Genomic DNA, 14169 nt, shown 5'->3' on the forward strand with positions numbered 1-14169 from the left:
GCCATCGTTTGCATAAATAAAAATGCCGACGACCCGCAGCACCGCCTTCGCAGGCAACCCTGTTATTATCGCCGGCACACTTGCAAGCCTCTTTATTAAGCAATCACGAGCGAATCCATGAGCACCGACAAGACCAACCAGTCCTGGGGCGGCCGCTTCAGTGAACCCGTCGACGCCTTCGTCGCGCGCTTCACCGCCTCCGTCACTTTCGACCAGCGCCTGTACCGCCACGACATCATGGGTTCCATCGCCCACGCGACGATGCTGGCCAAGGTCGGCGTGCTGACCGACGCTGAGCGCGACAGCATCATCGACGGCCTGACCATCATCCGTGGCGAGATCGAAGCCGGCACGTTCGACTGGCGCGTCGACCTGGAAGACGTGCACATGAACATCGAGGCCCGCCTCACCGATCGCATCGGAGTGACCGGCAAGAAGCTGCACACCGGCCGTAGCCGTAACGACCAGGTGGCCACCGATATTCGCTTGTGGATCCGTGACGAAATCGACCTGATCCTGTCCGAAATCACTCGCCTGCAAAAAGGCCTGCTGGAGCAGGCCGAGCGTGAATCAGACACCATCATGCCCGGCTTCACCCACCTGCAGACCGCGCAGCCTGTGACCTTCGGCCACCACCTTCTGGCTTGGTTCGAAATGCTCAGCCGCGACTATGAGCGCCTGGTGGACTGCCGCAAGCGTGCCAACCGTATGCCGCTCGGCAGCGCCGCGCTGGCCGGCACCACCTACCCGATCGACCGCGAATACACTGCGCAACTGCTGGGTTTTGACGCCGTGGGCGGCAACTCGCTGGACGGCGTGTCCGACCGTGACTTCGCCATCGAATTCTGCGCCGCGGCCAGCATCGCGATGATGCACCTGTCGCGCTTCTCGGAAGAGCTGGTGCTGTGGACCAGTGCGCAATTCCAGTTCATCGACCTGCCAGACCGCTTCTGCACCGGCAGTTCGATCATGCCGCAAAAGAAAAACCCCGACGTGCCTGAGCTGGTACGTGGCAAGAGCGGCCGTGTATTCGGCGCGCTGATGGGTCTGCTGACCTTGATGAAAGGCCAACCTCTGGCCTACAACAAGGACAACCAGGAAGACAAAGAGCCGCTGTTCGACGCCGCCGACACCCTGCGCGACTCGCTGCGCGCGTTTGCCGACATGATCCCGGCGATCAAACCCAAGCACGCGATCATGCGTGAAGCAGCCCTGCGCGGGTTTTCTACTGCGACCGACCTGGCGGACTATCTGGTTCGCCGTGGCCTGCCATTCCGTGACTGCCACGAAATCGTTGGCCATGCCGTTAAATACGGCGTGGACACCGGCAAAGACCTGGCAGAAATGAGCCTGGAAGAGCTGCGCCAGTTCAGCGACCAGATCGAGCAGGACGTGTTCGCCGTGCTGACCCTGGAAGGTTCGGTGAATGCACGTAACCATGTTGGCGGCACTGCGCCGGCACAGGTGAAGGCAGCCGTTGCACGTGGCCAGGCATTGCTCGCCAGCCGCTAAAAGCATCGCAGGCAAGCCAGCTCCCACAGGGGACCGAGTACCACCAGACACCTCGGTAAACTGTGGGAGCGGGCTTGCCCGCGACGACTGCCTCCCAGGCACCAAACATCTACTTCTTGGCAGCAATCATCGCCAAAAACGCCGGCATCGCCGCTTCCCTGTCCGCCGCCACCTTTTGTGCGTTGGGCATTGCATGCAGCTTCTCCAGCAACGCCTTGGCCTGCGGCAACCCGGCCAGAAAATCCAACCCGAACAGCTTCTCGCCCACTGCACAGGCGAGGTTCACGCTGTACATGAAGTACAGATCCGCCAACGTAAAACTCTCCCCCGCCACATAGGGCGCAAACTTCCCGTGTCGACCTAAAGAGCCGACTCCCAGCAGCAGTTCAGCCTTGGATTTGTCCTTGATCGCCTCCGGCACCGACATGCCAAAAAACGCTTCGGCGAAGCACGCACGGGCGGGCAACTCGATATACAGCTCGATCTCCCGGCACAGCGCCAATACTTGGGCACGCTGGAACGGGTCGGCCGGCAGCAGCGAAGGCCCTTCCTGGGTTTGCTCGATGTACTCGAGAATCACACTGGTCTCGTTGATAAACCCCTGCTTCACCCCCAACACCGGCACCTTGCCACGCGGGCTTACAGCGAGGGCTTCGGGGGTTTGCCCGGCGTAAAAAGGCACTTCTTCGAAAGGCAGCCCTTTCTCCAGTAGCGCCAGTTTGACCATGTTGTAGTAGTTGCTGACTGAGAATCCATAGAGCTTGAGCATTGCGACTGCCTCCAGGCCGGGTGTGGGGTTGGCTGCAAGAGTTATAGATCCGAAGGCACGGCCTGACCAGCAGCATCACCTGCCTGAATGGGGGTAGACTGGCGCCCTTTCCTTGAGGAGCCTGCCATGAGCGAGCCGACCGATATCGACAACGACGAAGAAGAATTCGCCGAAAACACTTTGATCGAAGCGATCGAGAACCAGATCGAAAGCGATAATCCACCTGCCGCCAAGGCCACCTTCAACAAGCTGACCCTGGTCGGTTATGAGCGTGACGAAATCCTGCAATTGATGGCCCACGTGCTTGCCGTCGAAATCGATGCACTGCTGGAAGAGGACCGCGCGTTCAATACCGAATGGTATGAAACTGCGCTGCGTGCCCTGCCGACATTGCCGCCTGAAAAGCAATAAATCCAGTACGCGGTTACACACTGGACAGTTCGGCAAAGTGCGTTCACCTTATGGCCTGCTAGCCTCTAATAAATTCTTAGAAAGTCTGGAGTCCTTATGTCGTATACCCCTGAGTTGGTTGCCGAACTGGAAATCCTTGTACTCTTCCCATTGGACAGCACCAAGGAGGGTCTGAAAGTCCACCAGACCGCCGCGCCCACTGCTATCGCCGCTGCCAAACGCCTCCATGCCAAAGGCCTTATCGACCAGCCAGACGGGGGCTATTTGACCAGCCTTGGTCGTGACGCTGCTGAGCAGGCCCAAACCCTGCTGACCATCCTGACCACCGCCTCGACCAAAGAAGCTGCCTGACACTTGATACCGCCCATGGAGTCCGCCTCTCGCGGATTCCGAGGGCATTGCTGTGAACGGGTTAAAGTTCTGGCAGCAATAACCGATTACCCTCTAAACCTCCTACGCTACCGGCTATAAACTCCTACATGGCCGCCCACGTCGGGCCCTGCGCGCCACCGAGTTCGACATGACCCGCACCCATGAAATCCGCCCTGACCTGGACGAAGGCATCGACCGCAAGGTGCTGGCCCAACTGCGTGCGCGCTTCATGGCCCTCAATGACGGCCGCATGGCCCGCGCCATCGAAGGGCTGACGCCGCGCCAGCAAAGCGTGTTGACCCTGGTGCCGCTGTTTTTCCACGTCAACCACCCGTTGCTACCGGGTTATGTCTCCGGCAGCACGCCGGCGGGCCTGTCGAACTTCGAGCCCGACCCGCAAGCATTGACCGAAGCCCAGCGCCTGACCCGTTCTTTCTCCTACAAGCCACGCCACGGCAACCCGCCCCGGCCGATTCATGGCCTGTTCCTGATGGGCAGCCTTGGCACCCTGGCCCAGGCCGATCAAAGCGATATGGACGTGTGGGTGTGCCACGCGCCGGATCTTGGCGAAACCGAGTTGGCCGAGTTGCGCAAGAAGTGCCAACTGCTCGAAGCCTGGGCCCTGAGCATGGGCGCCGAGGCGCACTTCTTCCTGATCGAGCCGACACGCTTTGTGCTCGGCGAGCGCGACACCCAGCTCAGCTCCGATGATTGCGGCACTACCCAGCATTACCTGTTGCTGGACGAGTTCTACCGCACCGCCATCTGGCTCGCCGGGCGCACGCCGATCTGGTGGCTGGTGCCGGTGTATGAAGAAACCCGCTATGCCGAGTTCACCCACACGCTGATCTCCAAGCGCTTTATCCGCGCCGATGAAACCCTCGACCTGGGCCACCTGGCGCGCATCCCGCCAGGGGAATTCATCGGGGCCGGGCTGTGGCAACTGTTCAAGGGCATCGAGTCGCCGTACAAATCGGTGCTCAAGCTGCTGCTGACCGAGGTCTACGCCAGCGAGCACCCCAACGTGCAGTGCCTGAGCCTGCGCTTCAAGCGGGCAGTGTTCGCCAACCAGATGGACCTGGACGAGCTGGACCCATACATCGTGGTGTACCGGCGCATCGAGGAATACCTCAACGCCCGCAACGAGCCGGAACGCCTGGAGCTGGTGCGGCGCGCGCTGTACCTGAAGGTCAACCGCAAGCTCACCGCCGGTCAGCGCAGTACCAGTTGGCAGCGTTTGCTGCTGGAGCGACTGGCCCACGAATGGGGCTGGGACGCGCGCCAACTGGCCCTGCTCGACAGCCGCAGCCAGTGGAAGGTGCGCCAGGTGGCTTCCGAGCGCCGCGCCCTGGTCAATGAGCTCAACTACAGCTATCGCTTCCTGACCCAGTTCGCCCGTACCGAGCAGACCGTCAGCCTGATCAACAAGCGCGACCTCAATGTGCTGGGCCGGCGCCTCTACGCGGCCTTTGAACGCAAGGCCGGCAAGGTCGAGTTCATCAACCCCGGCATTGCCCCCGACTTGGCCGAAGACACCCTGACCCTGGTGCAATCACCCAACCGCAAGGAGCCTGGCCAACACTACTGGGGCCTGTATAACGGCAGCCTGACGGCCCAGGAATCGGAGCACTTCGCGCCGATCAAACGCAGCCGCGACCTGCTGGAAATGCTCACCTGGTGCCATCGCAATGGCGTCATCGACAGCAGCACGCGCTTGGCCCTGCACCCTGGCACCAGTGACATGACCGAATTCGAGCTGTTCAACCTGTTGGGCAGCCTGCAACAGAGCGTCGCCCTGCCCCTGGCCGGCGTCGATGAAGAGCGCCTGCTGCGTTCGGCCGTCCCGGAGGAGGTGCTGCTGCTGATCAACGTCGGCGTCGACCCGCTCAAGCACCATCGCGACTTGAATATCCTGATGACCACTGAGCGCACTGACTCCCTGAGTTATGCCGGTGTGCGTGACAACCTGGTGCTGACCCTCGACCAAGTCACTCTCAACAGCTGGAATGAGGTGATGGTCAGCCGCTATGACGGCCCCCACGCCCTGCTCGACTGCCTGCGCGACTACCTCAACCAACTGCCGCCCAATCACTTGCCGCGACTGCGGGTGCGCTGCTTCTGTCACAACCGTGCGCAGTTCATTGCCCAACGGGTGGAAGAGATTTTCGACACCGCACAGAACCTGTTGCTCGGCCAGTCCAACCACCGTTATCTGTTGCAGGTTCAGCAGCATTATCACGTGATGGAATTGATACCTGGCCAAGCCACCCACGTATCGCTCTCGACCCAGGACGCGCTGATCGCCTACCTCAGCGAAGAACTGGCCAGCTACAGCCCGCTGCATCTGGACGCCATGGCCCTGGAAGACCATGACCTGGCGCTGTTGCTGCCCATGGGCATGGCCGATTGCGTGCAGGTGTTCTACCGGGTCCACGACGGCTTCGCCGAGCTGTATGTATTGGATGAGTTCAACGCGTTATGGCAGCAGCGCCTGCCGTTTCATGATGAGCAAAGCCTGCTCGCGCCGTTGCAGCGCTTTTTGCAGTCGATCATTTACCGTCGGGAAGCGTTGTCACCGCTGGACCAGCAAGAGCCGCTGGTCGCGGTGCAAACCTTGTATTACCAACTATTGCCGTCGGGCAGCGGGCGCGCTCGCGGCATCGAGCCTCGCCCGGCACCGCAAAACCCGGCGAACAAGCCGTTTTATGACGTGCAGGCGATTATCGGCAAGGCAGCACCGGGCCAGGTGGGCATTACCCTGTACTGCAATCAGCGGGAGTTTTGCGAACTGGAATTCGGCGATCAACTCTTTGCCGTGGTCGCCCGGGAAATCGTCGGGCAGCGCCGCGAGATCGAGCGCTACCGCTGCTACATCACCGACCTGGACCTGTCGGGCCTGCTCGGCGATGTGCACAGCCCGAGCAACCTGTACCTGCGTTACAAGGCGGAGCTTGAGCTGTCGCTCAACGCCGCACTGGATCAGGTTTAGAGCGCGAAGGCGCCGCCGTCTTTAGGCTGGCCTTCAACGCTGAGCAATTCCAGCTTGAGGGTCTTGCCGCCCGGCGCAGGCCAGTCGATGTGCTGGCCCACTTGCAGGCCGAGCAAAGCGCTGCCCACCGGCGCCAGGATCGAAATTTTGCCTTCGTCTGCATTGGCGTCCTTGGGGTAGACCAGGGTCAGGTGGTAATCCTTGCCACTGCTTTCTTCACGGCAATGCACGCTGGAGTTCATGGTCACGACACCTGCCGGGACTTCATCGTGGCCAACCACGTCTTCGGCGCGGTCGAGTTCGGCTTGCAACGCTTCAACGCCGGGAAACTCATCGCCCAGGCGGTCGATCAATTGCTCCAGACGCTGCACGTCGAGGCGGGTGAGGATGATAGACGGTGCGGTGGTCATGATTCAGGCAGACTCCTTTTTTCTGCACAAAAAAGCAAAACCCCGCCAGAAAAAGGCGGGGTTCTCACGGGCCTCGATGAATTGAGGCGTAGCCGGACACTACCACAGCGTCACAAATAAACAAGACGACCTCAGGCGCGCGCCCTGCGCTGTTCGGCCTCGGTGCAGATCACCCGGCGCCGTGCATCGTCGGCGGAGCGCCATTCCCGGATGTCTTCCACATGACGAAAGCATCCGAGGCAGACTTTTTGCTCGTCCAGGCGACACAAACTGATACAAGGTGACGGCACTGCCGGGCTGACATTACTGAACAGCGGCTTGGGCGGACGTACTGGTGCAGGCTGGCTCACCATCAGATCTCGTCGAAATCCAGGTCAGCGCCGGTGTATTCGCTGACCAGGCGCGCGAGCATTTCACCGAGTAGCTCTTCGCTCTTGTCGCACTGCCATTTGCCACTTTCTTCGTCGTAGTCAAAATGCACGCCACCGGAACGCGCTGCCAGCCACAGCTGACGCAGCGGTTCCTGGCGACTGAAGATCAACTGCTGGCCGCTTTCGAACTTGACGGTCAACACGCCGGCCGAGTTTTCCAGGTCCACGTCCAAGCCGCTGTCATCGAAAATATCTTCCAGCGCTTGCTGGGTCGCATCCACCAGGTCGTGAAAACGGGCTTCGGTCAAACTCATTGTGGCAACCTCAAAAGTGTCTGGTTTTGCTCAAGCGCCGCACGATACGGGCGAGCCCGGCCGATTGCAAAGGATACCGATTTCATCACGATTGGCGGTATGAAATATCCCCAACCAGCGTAGCCCGCTTCCAGGCTGTCTCGGCAAAGCCCCGCTGGACGGGTATTCCAGCGCATAGGCAAGCTGGCGGGTGGTCGGTATACTCGGGCGCAATTAATGCATATTCAAGGATTTCGCCATGAAGCGCCTGATCTCTTCCCTTGCTGCGCTCGTCGCGGTCGCTTGCCTCGTTAGTGCCTGTGGTCAAAAAGGCCCGCTGTACCTGCCCGATGACAGCAAAGACCCGAATGAACAGGCGCAATCGTCGCAAAAGCCTGCCAAAGCGCACAAGCACGACACCTACTAAGGGAAATTCATGGACGCTTTTAACTACCGGGACGGCGAGCTGTTCGCGGAAGGCGTGGCCTTGTCCGCGATTGCCGAGCGCTTTGGCACCCCGACCTACGTGTACTCCCGTGCGCACATCGAAGCCCAATACCGCAGCTTTGCCGACGCGCTGGAAGGCACGCCGAGCCTGGTGTGCTATGCCGTCAAGGCCAACTCCAACCTGGGTGTACTCAATGTCCTGGCGCGCCTGGGCGCTGGTTTCGACATCGTCTCCCGTGGCGAGCTGGAGCGGGTACTGGCCGCTGGTGGCCAGGCTGACAAGATCGTGTTCTCCGGCGTCGGCAAGAGCCGCGAAGATATGCGCCGCGCCCTCGAAGTCGGCGTGCACTGCTTCAATGTCGAGTCCACCGACGAGTTGGAACGCCTGCAGGTAGTCGCCGCCGAGATGGGTGTTCGCGCGCCGATTTCCCTGCGCGTCAACCCGGACGTCGACGCCGGCACCCACCCGTACATTTCCACCGGTCTCAAAGAGAACAAGTTCGGCATCGCCATTGCCGACGCCGAGGACGTGTACATCCGCGCCGCCCAACTGCCAAACCTGGAAGTGCTGGGCGTCGACTGCCATATCGGCTCGCAACTGACCACCCTGCCGCCATTCCTCGATGCCCTCGACCGCCTGCTGGCGCTGATCGACCGCCTTGGCGAGTGCGGCATCTACCTGCATCACATCGACCTCGGTGGTGGTGTGGGCGTGCGTTATCGCGATGAAGAGCCGCCGCAGATCGCCGACTACATCAAAGCCGTGCGCGAGCGCATCGAAGGCCGTGGCTTGGCGCTGATGTTCGAGCCGGGCCGTTATATCGTCGCCAACGCCGGCGTACTGCTGACCCAGGTCGAGTACCTCAAGCACACCGAGCACAAGGATTTCGCCATTGTCGATGCGGCAATGAACGACCTGATCCGCCCGGCGCTGTACCAGGCCTGGATGAACGTCACCGCCGTAACACCTCGTAATAGCGAAGCCCGCGCCTACGACATCGTCGGCCCGATTTGCGAGACCGGCGACTTCCTGGCCAAGGACCGTCAGCTTGCCCTGGAAGAAGGCGATCTGCTGGCCGTGCATTCGGCCGGTGCCTATGGGTTTGTCATGAGTTCCAACTACAACACCCGCGGTCGTGCCGCCGAGGTGCTGGTGGACGGTGATCAAGCGTTTGAAGTGCGTCGCCGTGAGACGGTAGCCGAGTTGTATGCTGGCGAAAGCCTGCTGCCGGAGTAAGCCATGCTGCTGCGTTTTACCAAGATGCACGGGCTGGGCAATGATTTCATGGTCCTGGACCTGGTCAGCCAGCACGCGCACATTCTGCCCAAGCACGCCAAACAGTGGGGCGACCGACACACCGGCATTGGTTTTGACCAGTTGCTGATCGTTGAGGCGCCGAGCAACCCGGAGGTGGATTTCCGTTACAGGATCTTCAACTCCGACGGTTCGGAAGTTGAGCAGTGCGGCAACGGTGCGCGCTGCTTTGCGCGCTTTGTGCTGGACAAGCGCCTGACCGCCAAGCGCCAGATCCGCGTCGAGACCAAGAGCGGCGTGATCGAACTGGACATCCGCAACGACGGCCAGATCAGCGTCAATATGGGCGCGCCACGCCTGGTGCCGGCGGACATTCCGTTCCAGGCCACCGAGCAGGCCACCAGCTACGCAGTTGACGTTGATGGCCAGGTCATCGACCTTGCAGCCGTGTCCATGGGCAACCCCCATGCGGTGCTGCGGGTAACCGACATCAACAACGCGCCCGTGCATGAACTGGGGCCGAAAATCGAACACCACCCGCGCTTCCCGGCACGGGTCAATGTGGGTTTCCTGCAGGTGATCGACCGTTCCCGCGCACAATTGCGCGTATGGGAACGCGGCGCTGGCGAGACCCAGGCTTGCGGTACCGGCGCTTGCGCCGCTGCCGTGGCCGCGATCAGCCAAGGGTGGATGGATTCGCCGCTGCTGATCGACCTGCCCGGTGGACGCTTGTCCATCGAATGGGCAGGCCCTGGCCACCCGGTGCTGATGACCGGGCCGGCCTCGCGTGTATACGAAGGACAGGTCCGTCTATGAGTGAGCCAAGCTAATGACCGATAAGCCTCAAGTACCCGCAGAAGCGTCCCCGAGTGAAAGTCTGGAGGCCGCTGCCGTCGCGGCGTACCTTGAGGCTAATCCGGACTTCTTCGTCGAACACGAAGAACTGCTGCCGGCCCTGCGCATACCCCACCAGCGCGGCGATACCGTGTCGCTGGTGGAGCGGCAGATGAAGATCCTGCGTGAGCGCAATATCGAAATGCGCCACAAGCTCTCGCACTTGATGGACGTGGCCCGTGACAACGACCGCCTGTTTGACAAGACCCGACGCCTGATCCTGGCACTGATGGATGCCACCAGCCTGGAAGAAACGGTGATCGCCGTAGAAGACAGCCTGCGCCAGGACTTCCAGGTGCCCTTTGTGAGCCTGATCCTGTTCAGCGACAACCCGATGCCGGTGGGTCGTTGGGTCAGCGGCAGCGAGGCGCAGACCGCCATTGGCGGCCTGCTGTCCGAAGGCAAGACCATCAGCGGCACATTGCGTGAGCATGAACTGGATTTCCTGTTTGGTGCCGAACAACGCAAGCAGATCGGCTCCACCGCCGTGGTTGCCCTCAGCCATCAAGGCCTGCATGGCGTGCTGGCCATCGCCAGTCGCGACCCTGCGCATTACAAAAGCTCGGTCGGTACGCTGTTCCTGACCTACATCGCCGAAGTACTGGGCCGCGTGCTGCCGCGCTTCACCACCGCCCTGCGCGCGGTGCGCTAGCCATGGAACGGCAACTGGACGCCTATTGTGCGCACCTGCGCAATGAGCGCCAGGTGTCGCCCCATACGCTGGAAGCCTACCGGCGAGACTTGAACAAGGTTCTGGCCTACTGCGAAAAGCAACAGATCAGCAGTTGGAAAGCCCTGGATATCCAGAGCCTGCGCAGCCTGATTGCGCGCCTGCACCAGGCGGGTCAGTCGTCACGCAGCCTGTCGCGCCTGCTCTCGGCGGTGCGCGGCCTCTATCACTACCTGAACCGCGAAGGCCTGTGTGATCACGACCCGGCCAACGGCCTGTCGCCGCCCAAAGGCGAGCGGCGCCTGCCCAAGACCCTGGACACCGACCGCGCCCTGCAACTGCTGGACGGCGCCGTCGAGGACGACTTCCTGGCCCATCGCGACCAGGCGATTCTTGAGCTGTTCTACTCCTCGGGCCTGCGCCTGTCAGAACTGACCGGCCTGAACCTCGACCAACTGGATCTGGCGGACGGCCTGGTACAAGTACTCGGCAAGGGCAGCAAAACCCGCGTTCTGCCGGTGGGCAGGAAGGCTCGGGAAGCCCTGCAACTGTGGCTGCCGCTACGGCTTTTAACCAACCCGGCGGACGATGCGGTGTTTGTCAGCCAGCAAGGCCGGCGCCTGGGGCCACGGGCCATCCAGGTGCGAGTCAAGGCCGCCGGCGAGCGCGAACTGGGGCAAAACCTGCACCCGCACATGCTGCGGCACTCCTTTGCCAGCCACATGCTGGAGTCCTCCCAGGACCTGCGCGCCGTGCAAGAGCTGCTCGGTCACTCCGATATCAAGACCACGCAAATCTATACCCATCTGGATTTCCAACACCTGGCAACGGTGTACGACAGCGCCCATCCACGGGCCAAACGCATCAAGGGCGGCGACTCATGAGTATCAAGCTGATCACCTTCGACCTGGACGACACGCTCTGGGACAACGTACCCGTCATCATCAGCGCCGAAGCGTCGATGCGCGAATGGCTGACGGTTAACGCCGCCAAAGTCGGCGACTTGCCGCTGGAGCATTTCGCCAGCCTGCGCCTGCAAGTGCTGGAGCGTCATCCCGAACTCAAGCATCGCATCAGCCTCTTGCGCCACCGGGTGTTGACCCACGCGTTTGAAGAAGCGGGTTATCCACAGCCCGAAGCCACAGAAATGGCGGACGTGTGCTTCGAAGCGTTCATCCATGCGCGGCACCAACTCACGCCATTCCCTGAAGCCGAGCCGATGCTTCAAGCACTGCGCCAGCACTTTTTGCTGGGCGTGATCACCAACGGCAATGCCGATGTGCAGCGCGTTGGCCTGGCGCACTACTTCCACTTCGCCCTGCGGGCTGAAGACATCGGCATCGCCAAGCCAGACGCGCGTTTGTTTCAAGAAGCGTTGCAGCGCGGCGGGGTGGATGCCAGTGAAGCGGTGCATGTTGGCGATCATCCCGGGGACGACATTGCCGGGGCGCAGCAGGCGGGGTTGCGGGCGGTGTGGTTTAACCCGACGGGCAAGGTGTGGGATGCGGCAAAGCGCCCGGATGCCGAGGTTCAAAGCCTGACGGAGCTGCCAGAACTGCTCCGCAGCTGGCAGTAACACGATAGAGGCAACACATTTGATTGGTGGTGATCTGAAAGAATATGTCCCAGACATGAAAAAGCCCGCAGCGACGGCGGGCTTTTTCTTACAAGCAGGTGGCTGACCTCAAATAGGTCGGCTGCCGTACTTGTTATCCGGCTTCTTCGGTGGGTCTGCCACCACGTTAGCCTCGACTTCCTGCACTTTGCCGCCTTTAGCGAGGAACTCTTCCATCGCACGGGCCAGCGCATCGCGCTCTTTGTTCTTGGCTTCAACACTCGGCAGTTCGTCTACCGACACCGCAGCCTTGGCTTTGCCTTTGGCTTTGGGGGCTGCATCGTCGCCGCCACTGTCGTCGGCCTCGTCAGCACTGTCGTCAACCGCCGCTGCGTCAAGGCTATCTTCGGCCTCGTCGTCATCACCTACTTCGAGGTCGTCGTTTTCCAGATCATCGTCGCTCATGTTCTACCTCATGACTTGCGAAAAGCAGATTAGTTATAGCCCAGCTTCATCCTCTGTCGAGGCCGCCGGAAAAAAATCAACATCCACCGGATAACCAGTGGCTTATGCCCCATCACCGTGCAAGATGGTGAGGACTTCACAAGCACCCTCCTGATGAAGGTGCTCGCCCGGATAAATACAATTTTGCGCCCATCGGCGCGCATTCTAGCGCGCTCTGGGAAAAAACAAAGTGTCGAATACGCCTACATGCCTGTAAGACATTCGCAGGGTCAAAAGTGCCGCGTGCTTCCCATCACAAACCCTGGGCAAAAACCGGTACAGCTTTCAAACACTGACAAACACCAGACAAAAAAATGCCCGGCAAGCCGGGCATATTTTTTACGCGTTATTACAAGTTGTAGCCGCGTTCGTTGTGTTGCGCCAGGTCGAGGCCGACGGCTTCTTCCTCTTCGGTCACACGCAGGCCCATGACCATGTCGAGTACCTTGAGGATGACGTAGGTAACGATGGCCGTGTAGATCACGGTGAAGCCGACACCTTTGCACTGGATCCAGACTTGCGCCGCGATGTCAGTCACGGTGCCGAAGCCGCCCAATGCAGGGGCAGCAAAGACACCCGTGAGGATCGCACCAACGATACCGCCGATACCGTGCACGCCGAATGCGTCCAGGGAGTCGTCGTAGCCCAGCTTGCGCTTGAGGCTGGTTGCGCAGAAGAAGCAGATCACACCGGCCACCAGGCCGATTACCAGGGCGCCCATCGGGCCCACGGTGCCGGCGGCCGGGGTAACGGCTACCAGGCCAGCCACCACGCCCGAGGCGATGCCCAGTGCACTTGGTTTACCGTGAGTGATCCACTCGGCGAACATCCAGCCCAGCGCCGCAGCAGCTGTCGCGATCTGGGTGACCAGCATCGCCATACCGGCAGTGCCGTTGGCCGCAGCAGCGGAACCGGCGTTGAAGCCGAACCAGCCGATCCACAGCATTGCCGCGCCCATCAAGGTGTAACCCAGGTTGTGCGGGGCCATCGGGGTGGTCGGGAAGCCTTTACGCTTGCCGAGCACGATGCACGCTACCAGGCCAGCCACACCGGCGTTGATGTGCACCACGGTGCCGCCGGCGAAGTCCAGCACGCCCCAGTCCCACATCAGGCCGCCGTTGCCGCTCCAGACCATGTGCGCGATCGGCGCATAGACCAGGGTGAACCAGATAGCCATGAAGATCAGCATCGCGGAGAACTTCATGCGCTCGGCGAACGCACCGACGATCAGCGCCGGGGTAATGATGGCGAAGGTCATCTGGAAGGTGATGAACACCGCTTCCGGGAACAACGCCGCAGGCCCGGTGATGCTGGCCGGGGTCACGCCCGCCAGGAACGCCTTGCCCATGCCGCCGAAGAAGGAGTTGAAGTTGACCACACCCTGTTCCATACCGGTGGTATCGAACGCGATGCTGTAGCCGTAGACCACCCACAGGATGCTGATCAGGCCAGTGATGGCAAAGCACTGCATCATCACCGACAGAATATTTTTGGAGCGGACCATGCCGCCGTAGAACAGCGCCAGGCCTGGGATGGTCATGAACAGCACCAAAGCGGTGGCGGTCAGCATCCAGGCGGTGTCGCCGGAGTTGAGGACTGGAGCAGCCACTTCGTCTGCCGCCATGGCCAGGCTTGGCATTACGATGGACAACAGGGCTCCGAGCCCTGCGAATTTACGCAGAGTCATATTGTTTTCTCCTGGGGCGTTGGGGTTTGG

The 14169-nt window shown here is 61.1% G+C and carries 16 protein-coding genes; 10 read left to right on the top strand and 6 right to left on the bottom strand.

All coding sequences use genetic code 11. The features are described from left to right. Window positions 1-117: 117 nt before the first annotated feature. The gene (gene argH, locus ICY20_RS07605) at window positions 118-1512 is read left to right on the top strand and encodes an argininosuccinate lyase (protein WP_159956322.1); all 1395 of its coding nucleotides are present in this window, start codon (window positions 118-120) and stop codon (window positions 1510-1512) included. Window positions 1513-1621: 109 nt separating this feature from the next. Here the strand turns inward: argH and ICY20_RS07610 are convergent, their stop codons facing one another. Further along, window positions 1622-2281, bottom strand: coding sequence for a glutathione S-transferase family protein (locus ICY20_RS07610; protein WP_194937238.1), 660 nt, complete (start codon window positions 2279-2281; stop codon window positions 1622-1624). Between the two features lie 126 nt (window positions 2282-2407). On the opposite strand from ICY20_RS07610, the gene ICY20_RS07615 reads away from it, so the two are divergent. The 3 genes from ICY20_RS07615 (at window position 2408) to ICY20_RS07625 (ending at window position 6053) form a co-directional block, all read left to right on the top strand. After that, complete coding sequence (locus ICY20_RS07615) at window positions 2408-2692, top strand: hypothetical protein (RefSeq protein WP_159956326.1); 285 nt, start codon at window positions 2408-2410, stop codon at window positions 2690-2692. A 96-nt stretch (window positions 2693-2788) separates the two neighbouring features. Then, window positions 2789-3043: a TIGR02647 family protein gene (locus ICY20_RS07620; protein ID WP_003195403.1), complete on the top strand. Its 255-nt coding sequence runs from the start codon at window positions 2789-2791 to the stop codon at window positions 3041-3043. Between the two features lie 169 nt (window positions 3044-3212). Further along, the gene (locus ICY20_RS07625; RefSeq protein WP_194937239.1) at window positions 3213-6053 is read left to right on the top strand and encodes a class I adenylate cyclase; all 2841 of its coding nucleotides are present in this window, start codon (window positions 3213-3215) and stop codon (window positions 6051-6053) included. On the opposite strand, the gene rnk is transcribed toward ICY20_RS07625, so the two are convergent. From rnk to cyaY, 3 genes are all read right to left on the bottom strand, one after another. Continuing rightward, window positions 6050-6463: a nucleoside diphosphate kinase regulator gene (gene rnk, locus ICY20_RS07630; protein ID WP_159956330.1), complete on the bottom strand. Its 414-nt coding sequence runs from the start codon at window positions 6461-6463 to the stop codon at window positions 6050-6052. The two genes, ICY20_RS07625 and rnk, sit on opposite strands and share 4 nt — an antisense overlap. A 131-nt stretch (window positions 6464-6594) precedes the next feature. Next, window positions 6595-6813, bottom strand: a complete 219-nt coding sequence (locus ICY20_RS07635; RefSeq protein WP_159956332.1) for a DUF1289 domain-containing protein — start codon at window positions 6811-6813, stop codon at window positions 6595-6597. Window positions 6814-6815: 2 nt separating this feature from the next. Next, entirely contained in the window at window positions 6816-7148 is a 333-nt protein-coding gene (gene cyaY, locus ICY20_RS07640; RefSeq protein WP_124526887.1) for an iron donor protein CyaY, read from the bottom strand. A 238-nt stretch (window positions 7149-7386) separates the two neighbouring features. On the opposite strand from cyaY, the gene lptM reads away from it, so the two are divergent. The 6 genes from lptM to ICY20_RS07670 are packed head-to-tail and all read left to right on the top strand — an operon-like array spanning window position 7387 to window position 11969. After that, complete coding sequence (gene lptM, locus ICY20_RS07645; protein WP_017845169.1) at window positions 7387-7554, top strand: LPS translocon maturation chaperone LptM; 168 nt, start codon at window positions 7387-7389, stop codon at window positions 7552-7554. Window positions 7555-7563: 9 nt separating this feature from the next. Continuing rightward, the gene (lysA, locus tag ICY20_RS07650) at window positions 7564-8811 is read left to right on the top strand and encodes a diaminopimelate decarboxylase (protein WP_159956334.1); all 1248 of its coding nucleotides are present in this window, start codon (window positions 7564-7566) and stop codon (window positions 8809-8811) included. Window positions 8812-8814: 3 nt separating this feature from the next. Next, window positions 8815-9645 carry a diaminopimelate epimerase gene (dapF, locus tag ICY20_RS07655; RefSeq protein WP_194937240.1) on the top strand — a complete coding sequence of 277 codons (831 nt, stop codon included), beginning with the start codon at window positions 8815-8817 and terminating at the stop codon, window positions 9643-9645. Window positions 9646-9658: 13 nt separating this feature from the next. Further along, window positions 9659-10375 carry a DUF484 family protein gene (locus tag ICY20_RS07660; protein WP_159956338.1) on the top strand — a complete coding sequence of 239 codons (717 nt, stop codon included), beginning with the start codon at window positions 9659-9661 and terminating at the stop codon, window positions 10373-10375. 2 nt (window positions 10376-10377) lie between these two features. After that, window positions 10378-11277: a tyrosine recombinase XerC gene (gene xerC / locus ICY20_RS07665; protein ID WP_010207453.1), complete on the top strand. Its 900-nt coding sequence runs from the start codon at window positions 10378-10380 to the stop codon at window positions 11275-11277. Then, window positions 11274-11969 (top strand): HAD family hydrolase, encoded by a 696-nt coding sequence (locus ICY20_RS07670; protein ID WP_159956340.1) that lies wholly within the window; start codon window positions 11274-11276, stop codon window positions 11967-11969. The genes xerC and ICY20_RS07670 overlap by 4 nt, the downstream gene beginning before the upstream one ends. A gap of 108 nt (window positions 11970-12077) precedes the next feature. Here ICY20_RS07670 and sutA read toward each other — a convergent pair whose 3' ends face one another. Beyond that, window positions 12078-12413 carry a transcriptional regulator SutA gene (gene sutA / locus ICY20_RS07675; RefSeq protein WP_159956342.1) on the bottom strand — a complete coding sequence of 112 codons (336 nt, stop codon included), beginning with the start codon at window positions 12411-12413 and terminating at the stop codon, window positions 12078-12080. A gap of 388 nt (window positions 12414-12801) precedes the next feature. Continuing rightward, window positions 12802-14139, bottom strand: a complete 1338-nt coding sequence (locus ICY20_RS07680; RefSeq protein WP_159956344.1) for an ammonium transporter — start codon at window positions 14137-14139, stop codon at window positions 12802-12804. Between the last annotated feature and the right edge of the window lie 30 nt (window positions 14140-14169).

The sequence above is a fragment of the Pseudomonas pisciculturae genome (assembly GCF_015461805.1).
In the GTDB taxonomy this organism is placed as follows: Bacteria; Pseudomonadota; Gammaproteobacteria; order Pseudomonadales; family Pseudomonadaceae; genus Aquipseudomonas; species Aquipseudomonas pisciculturae.

Coding starts and splice junctions, on each gene's coding strand:
- argH (WP_159956322.1), top strand. CDS start 118: ATGAGCACCGACAAGACCAACCAGTCCTGGGGCGGCCGCTTCAGTGAA.
- ICY20_RS07610 (WP_194937238.1), bottom strand. CDS start 2,281: ATGCTCAAGCTCTATGGATTCTCAGTCAGCAACTACTACAACATGGTC.
- ICY20_RS07615 (WP_159956326.1), top strand. CDS start 2,408: ATGAGCGAGCCGACCGATATCGACAACGACGAAGAAGAATTCGCCGAA.
- ICY20_RS07620 (WP_003195403.1), top strand. CDS start 2,789: ATGTCGTATACCCCTGAGTTGGTTGCCGAACTGGAAATCCTTGTACTC.
- ICY20_RS07625 (WP_194937239.1), top strand. CDS start 3,213: ATGACCCGCACCCATGAAATCCGCCCTGACCTGGACGAAGGCATCGAC.
- rnk (WP_159956330.1), bottom strand. CDS start 6,463: ATGACCACCGCACCGTCTATCATCCTCACCCGCCTCGACGTGCAGCGT.
- cyaY (WP_124526887.1), bottom strand. CDS start 7,148: ATGAGTTTGACCGAAGCCCGTTTTCACGACCTGGTGGATGCGACCCAG.
- lptM (WP_017845169.1), top strand. CDS start 7,387: ATGAAGCGCCTGATCTCTTCCCTTGCTGCGCTCGTCGCGGTCGCTTGC.
- lysA (WP_159956334.1), top strand. CDS start 7,564: ATGGACGCTTTTAACTACCGGGACGGCGAGCTGTTCGCGGAAGGCGTG.
- dapF (WP_194937240.1), top strand. CDS start 8,815: ATGCTGCTGCGTTTTACCAAGATGCACGGGCTGGGCAATGATTTCATG.
- ICY20_RS07660 (WP_159956338.1), top strand. CDS start 9,659: ATGACCGATAAGCCTCAAGTACCCGCAGAAGCGTCCCCGAGTGAAAGT.
- xerC (WP_010207453.1), top strand. CDS start 10,378: ATGGAACGGCAACTGGACGCCTATTGTGCGCACCTGCGCAATGAGCGC.
- ICY20_RS07670 (WP_159956340.1), top strand. CDS start 11,274: ATGAGTATCAAGCTGATCACCTTCGACCTGGACGACACGCTCTGGGAC.
- sutA (WP_159956342.1), bottom strand. CDS start 12,413: ATGAGCGACGATGATCTGGAAAACGACGACCTCGAAGTAGGTGATGAC.
- ICY20_RS07680 (WP_159956344.1), bottom strand. CDS start 14,139: ATGACTCTGCGTAAATTCGCAGGGCTCGGAGCCCTGTTGTCCATCGTA.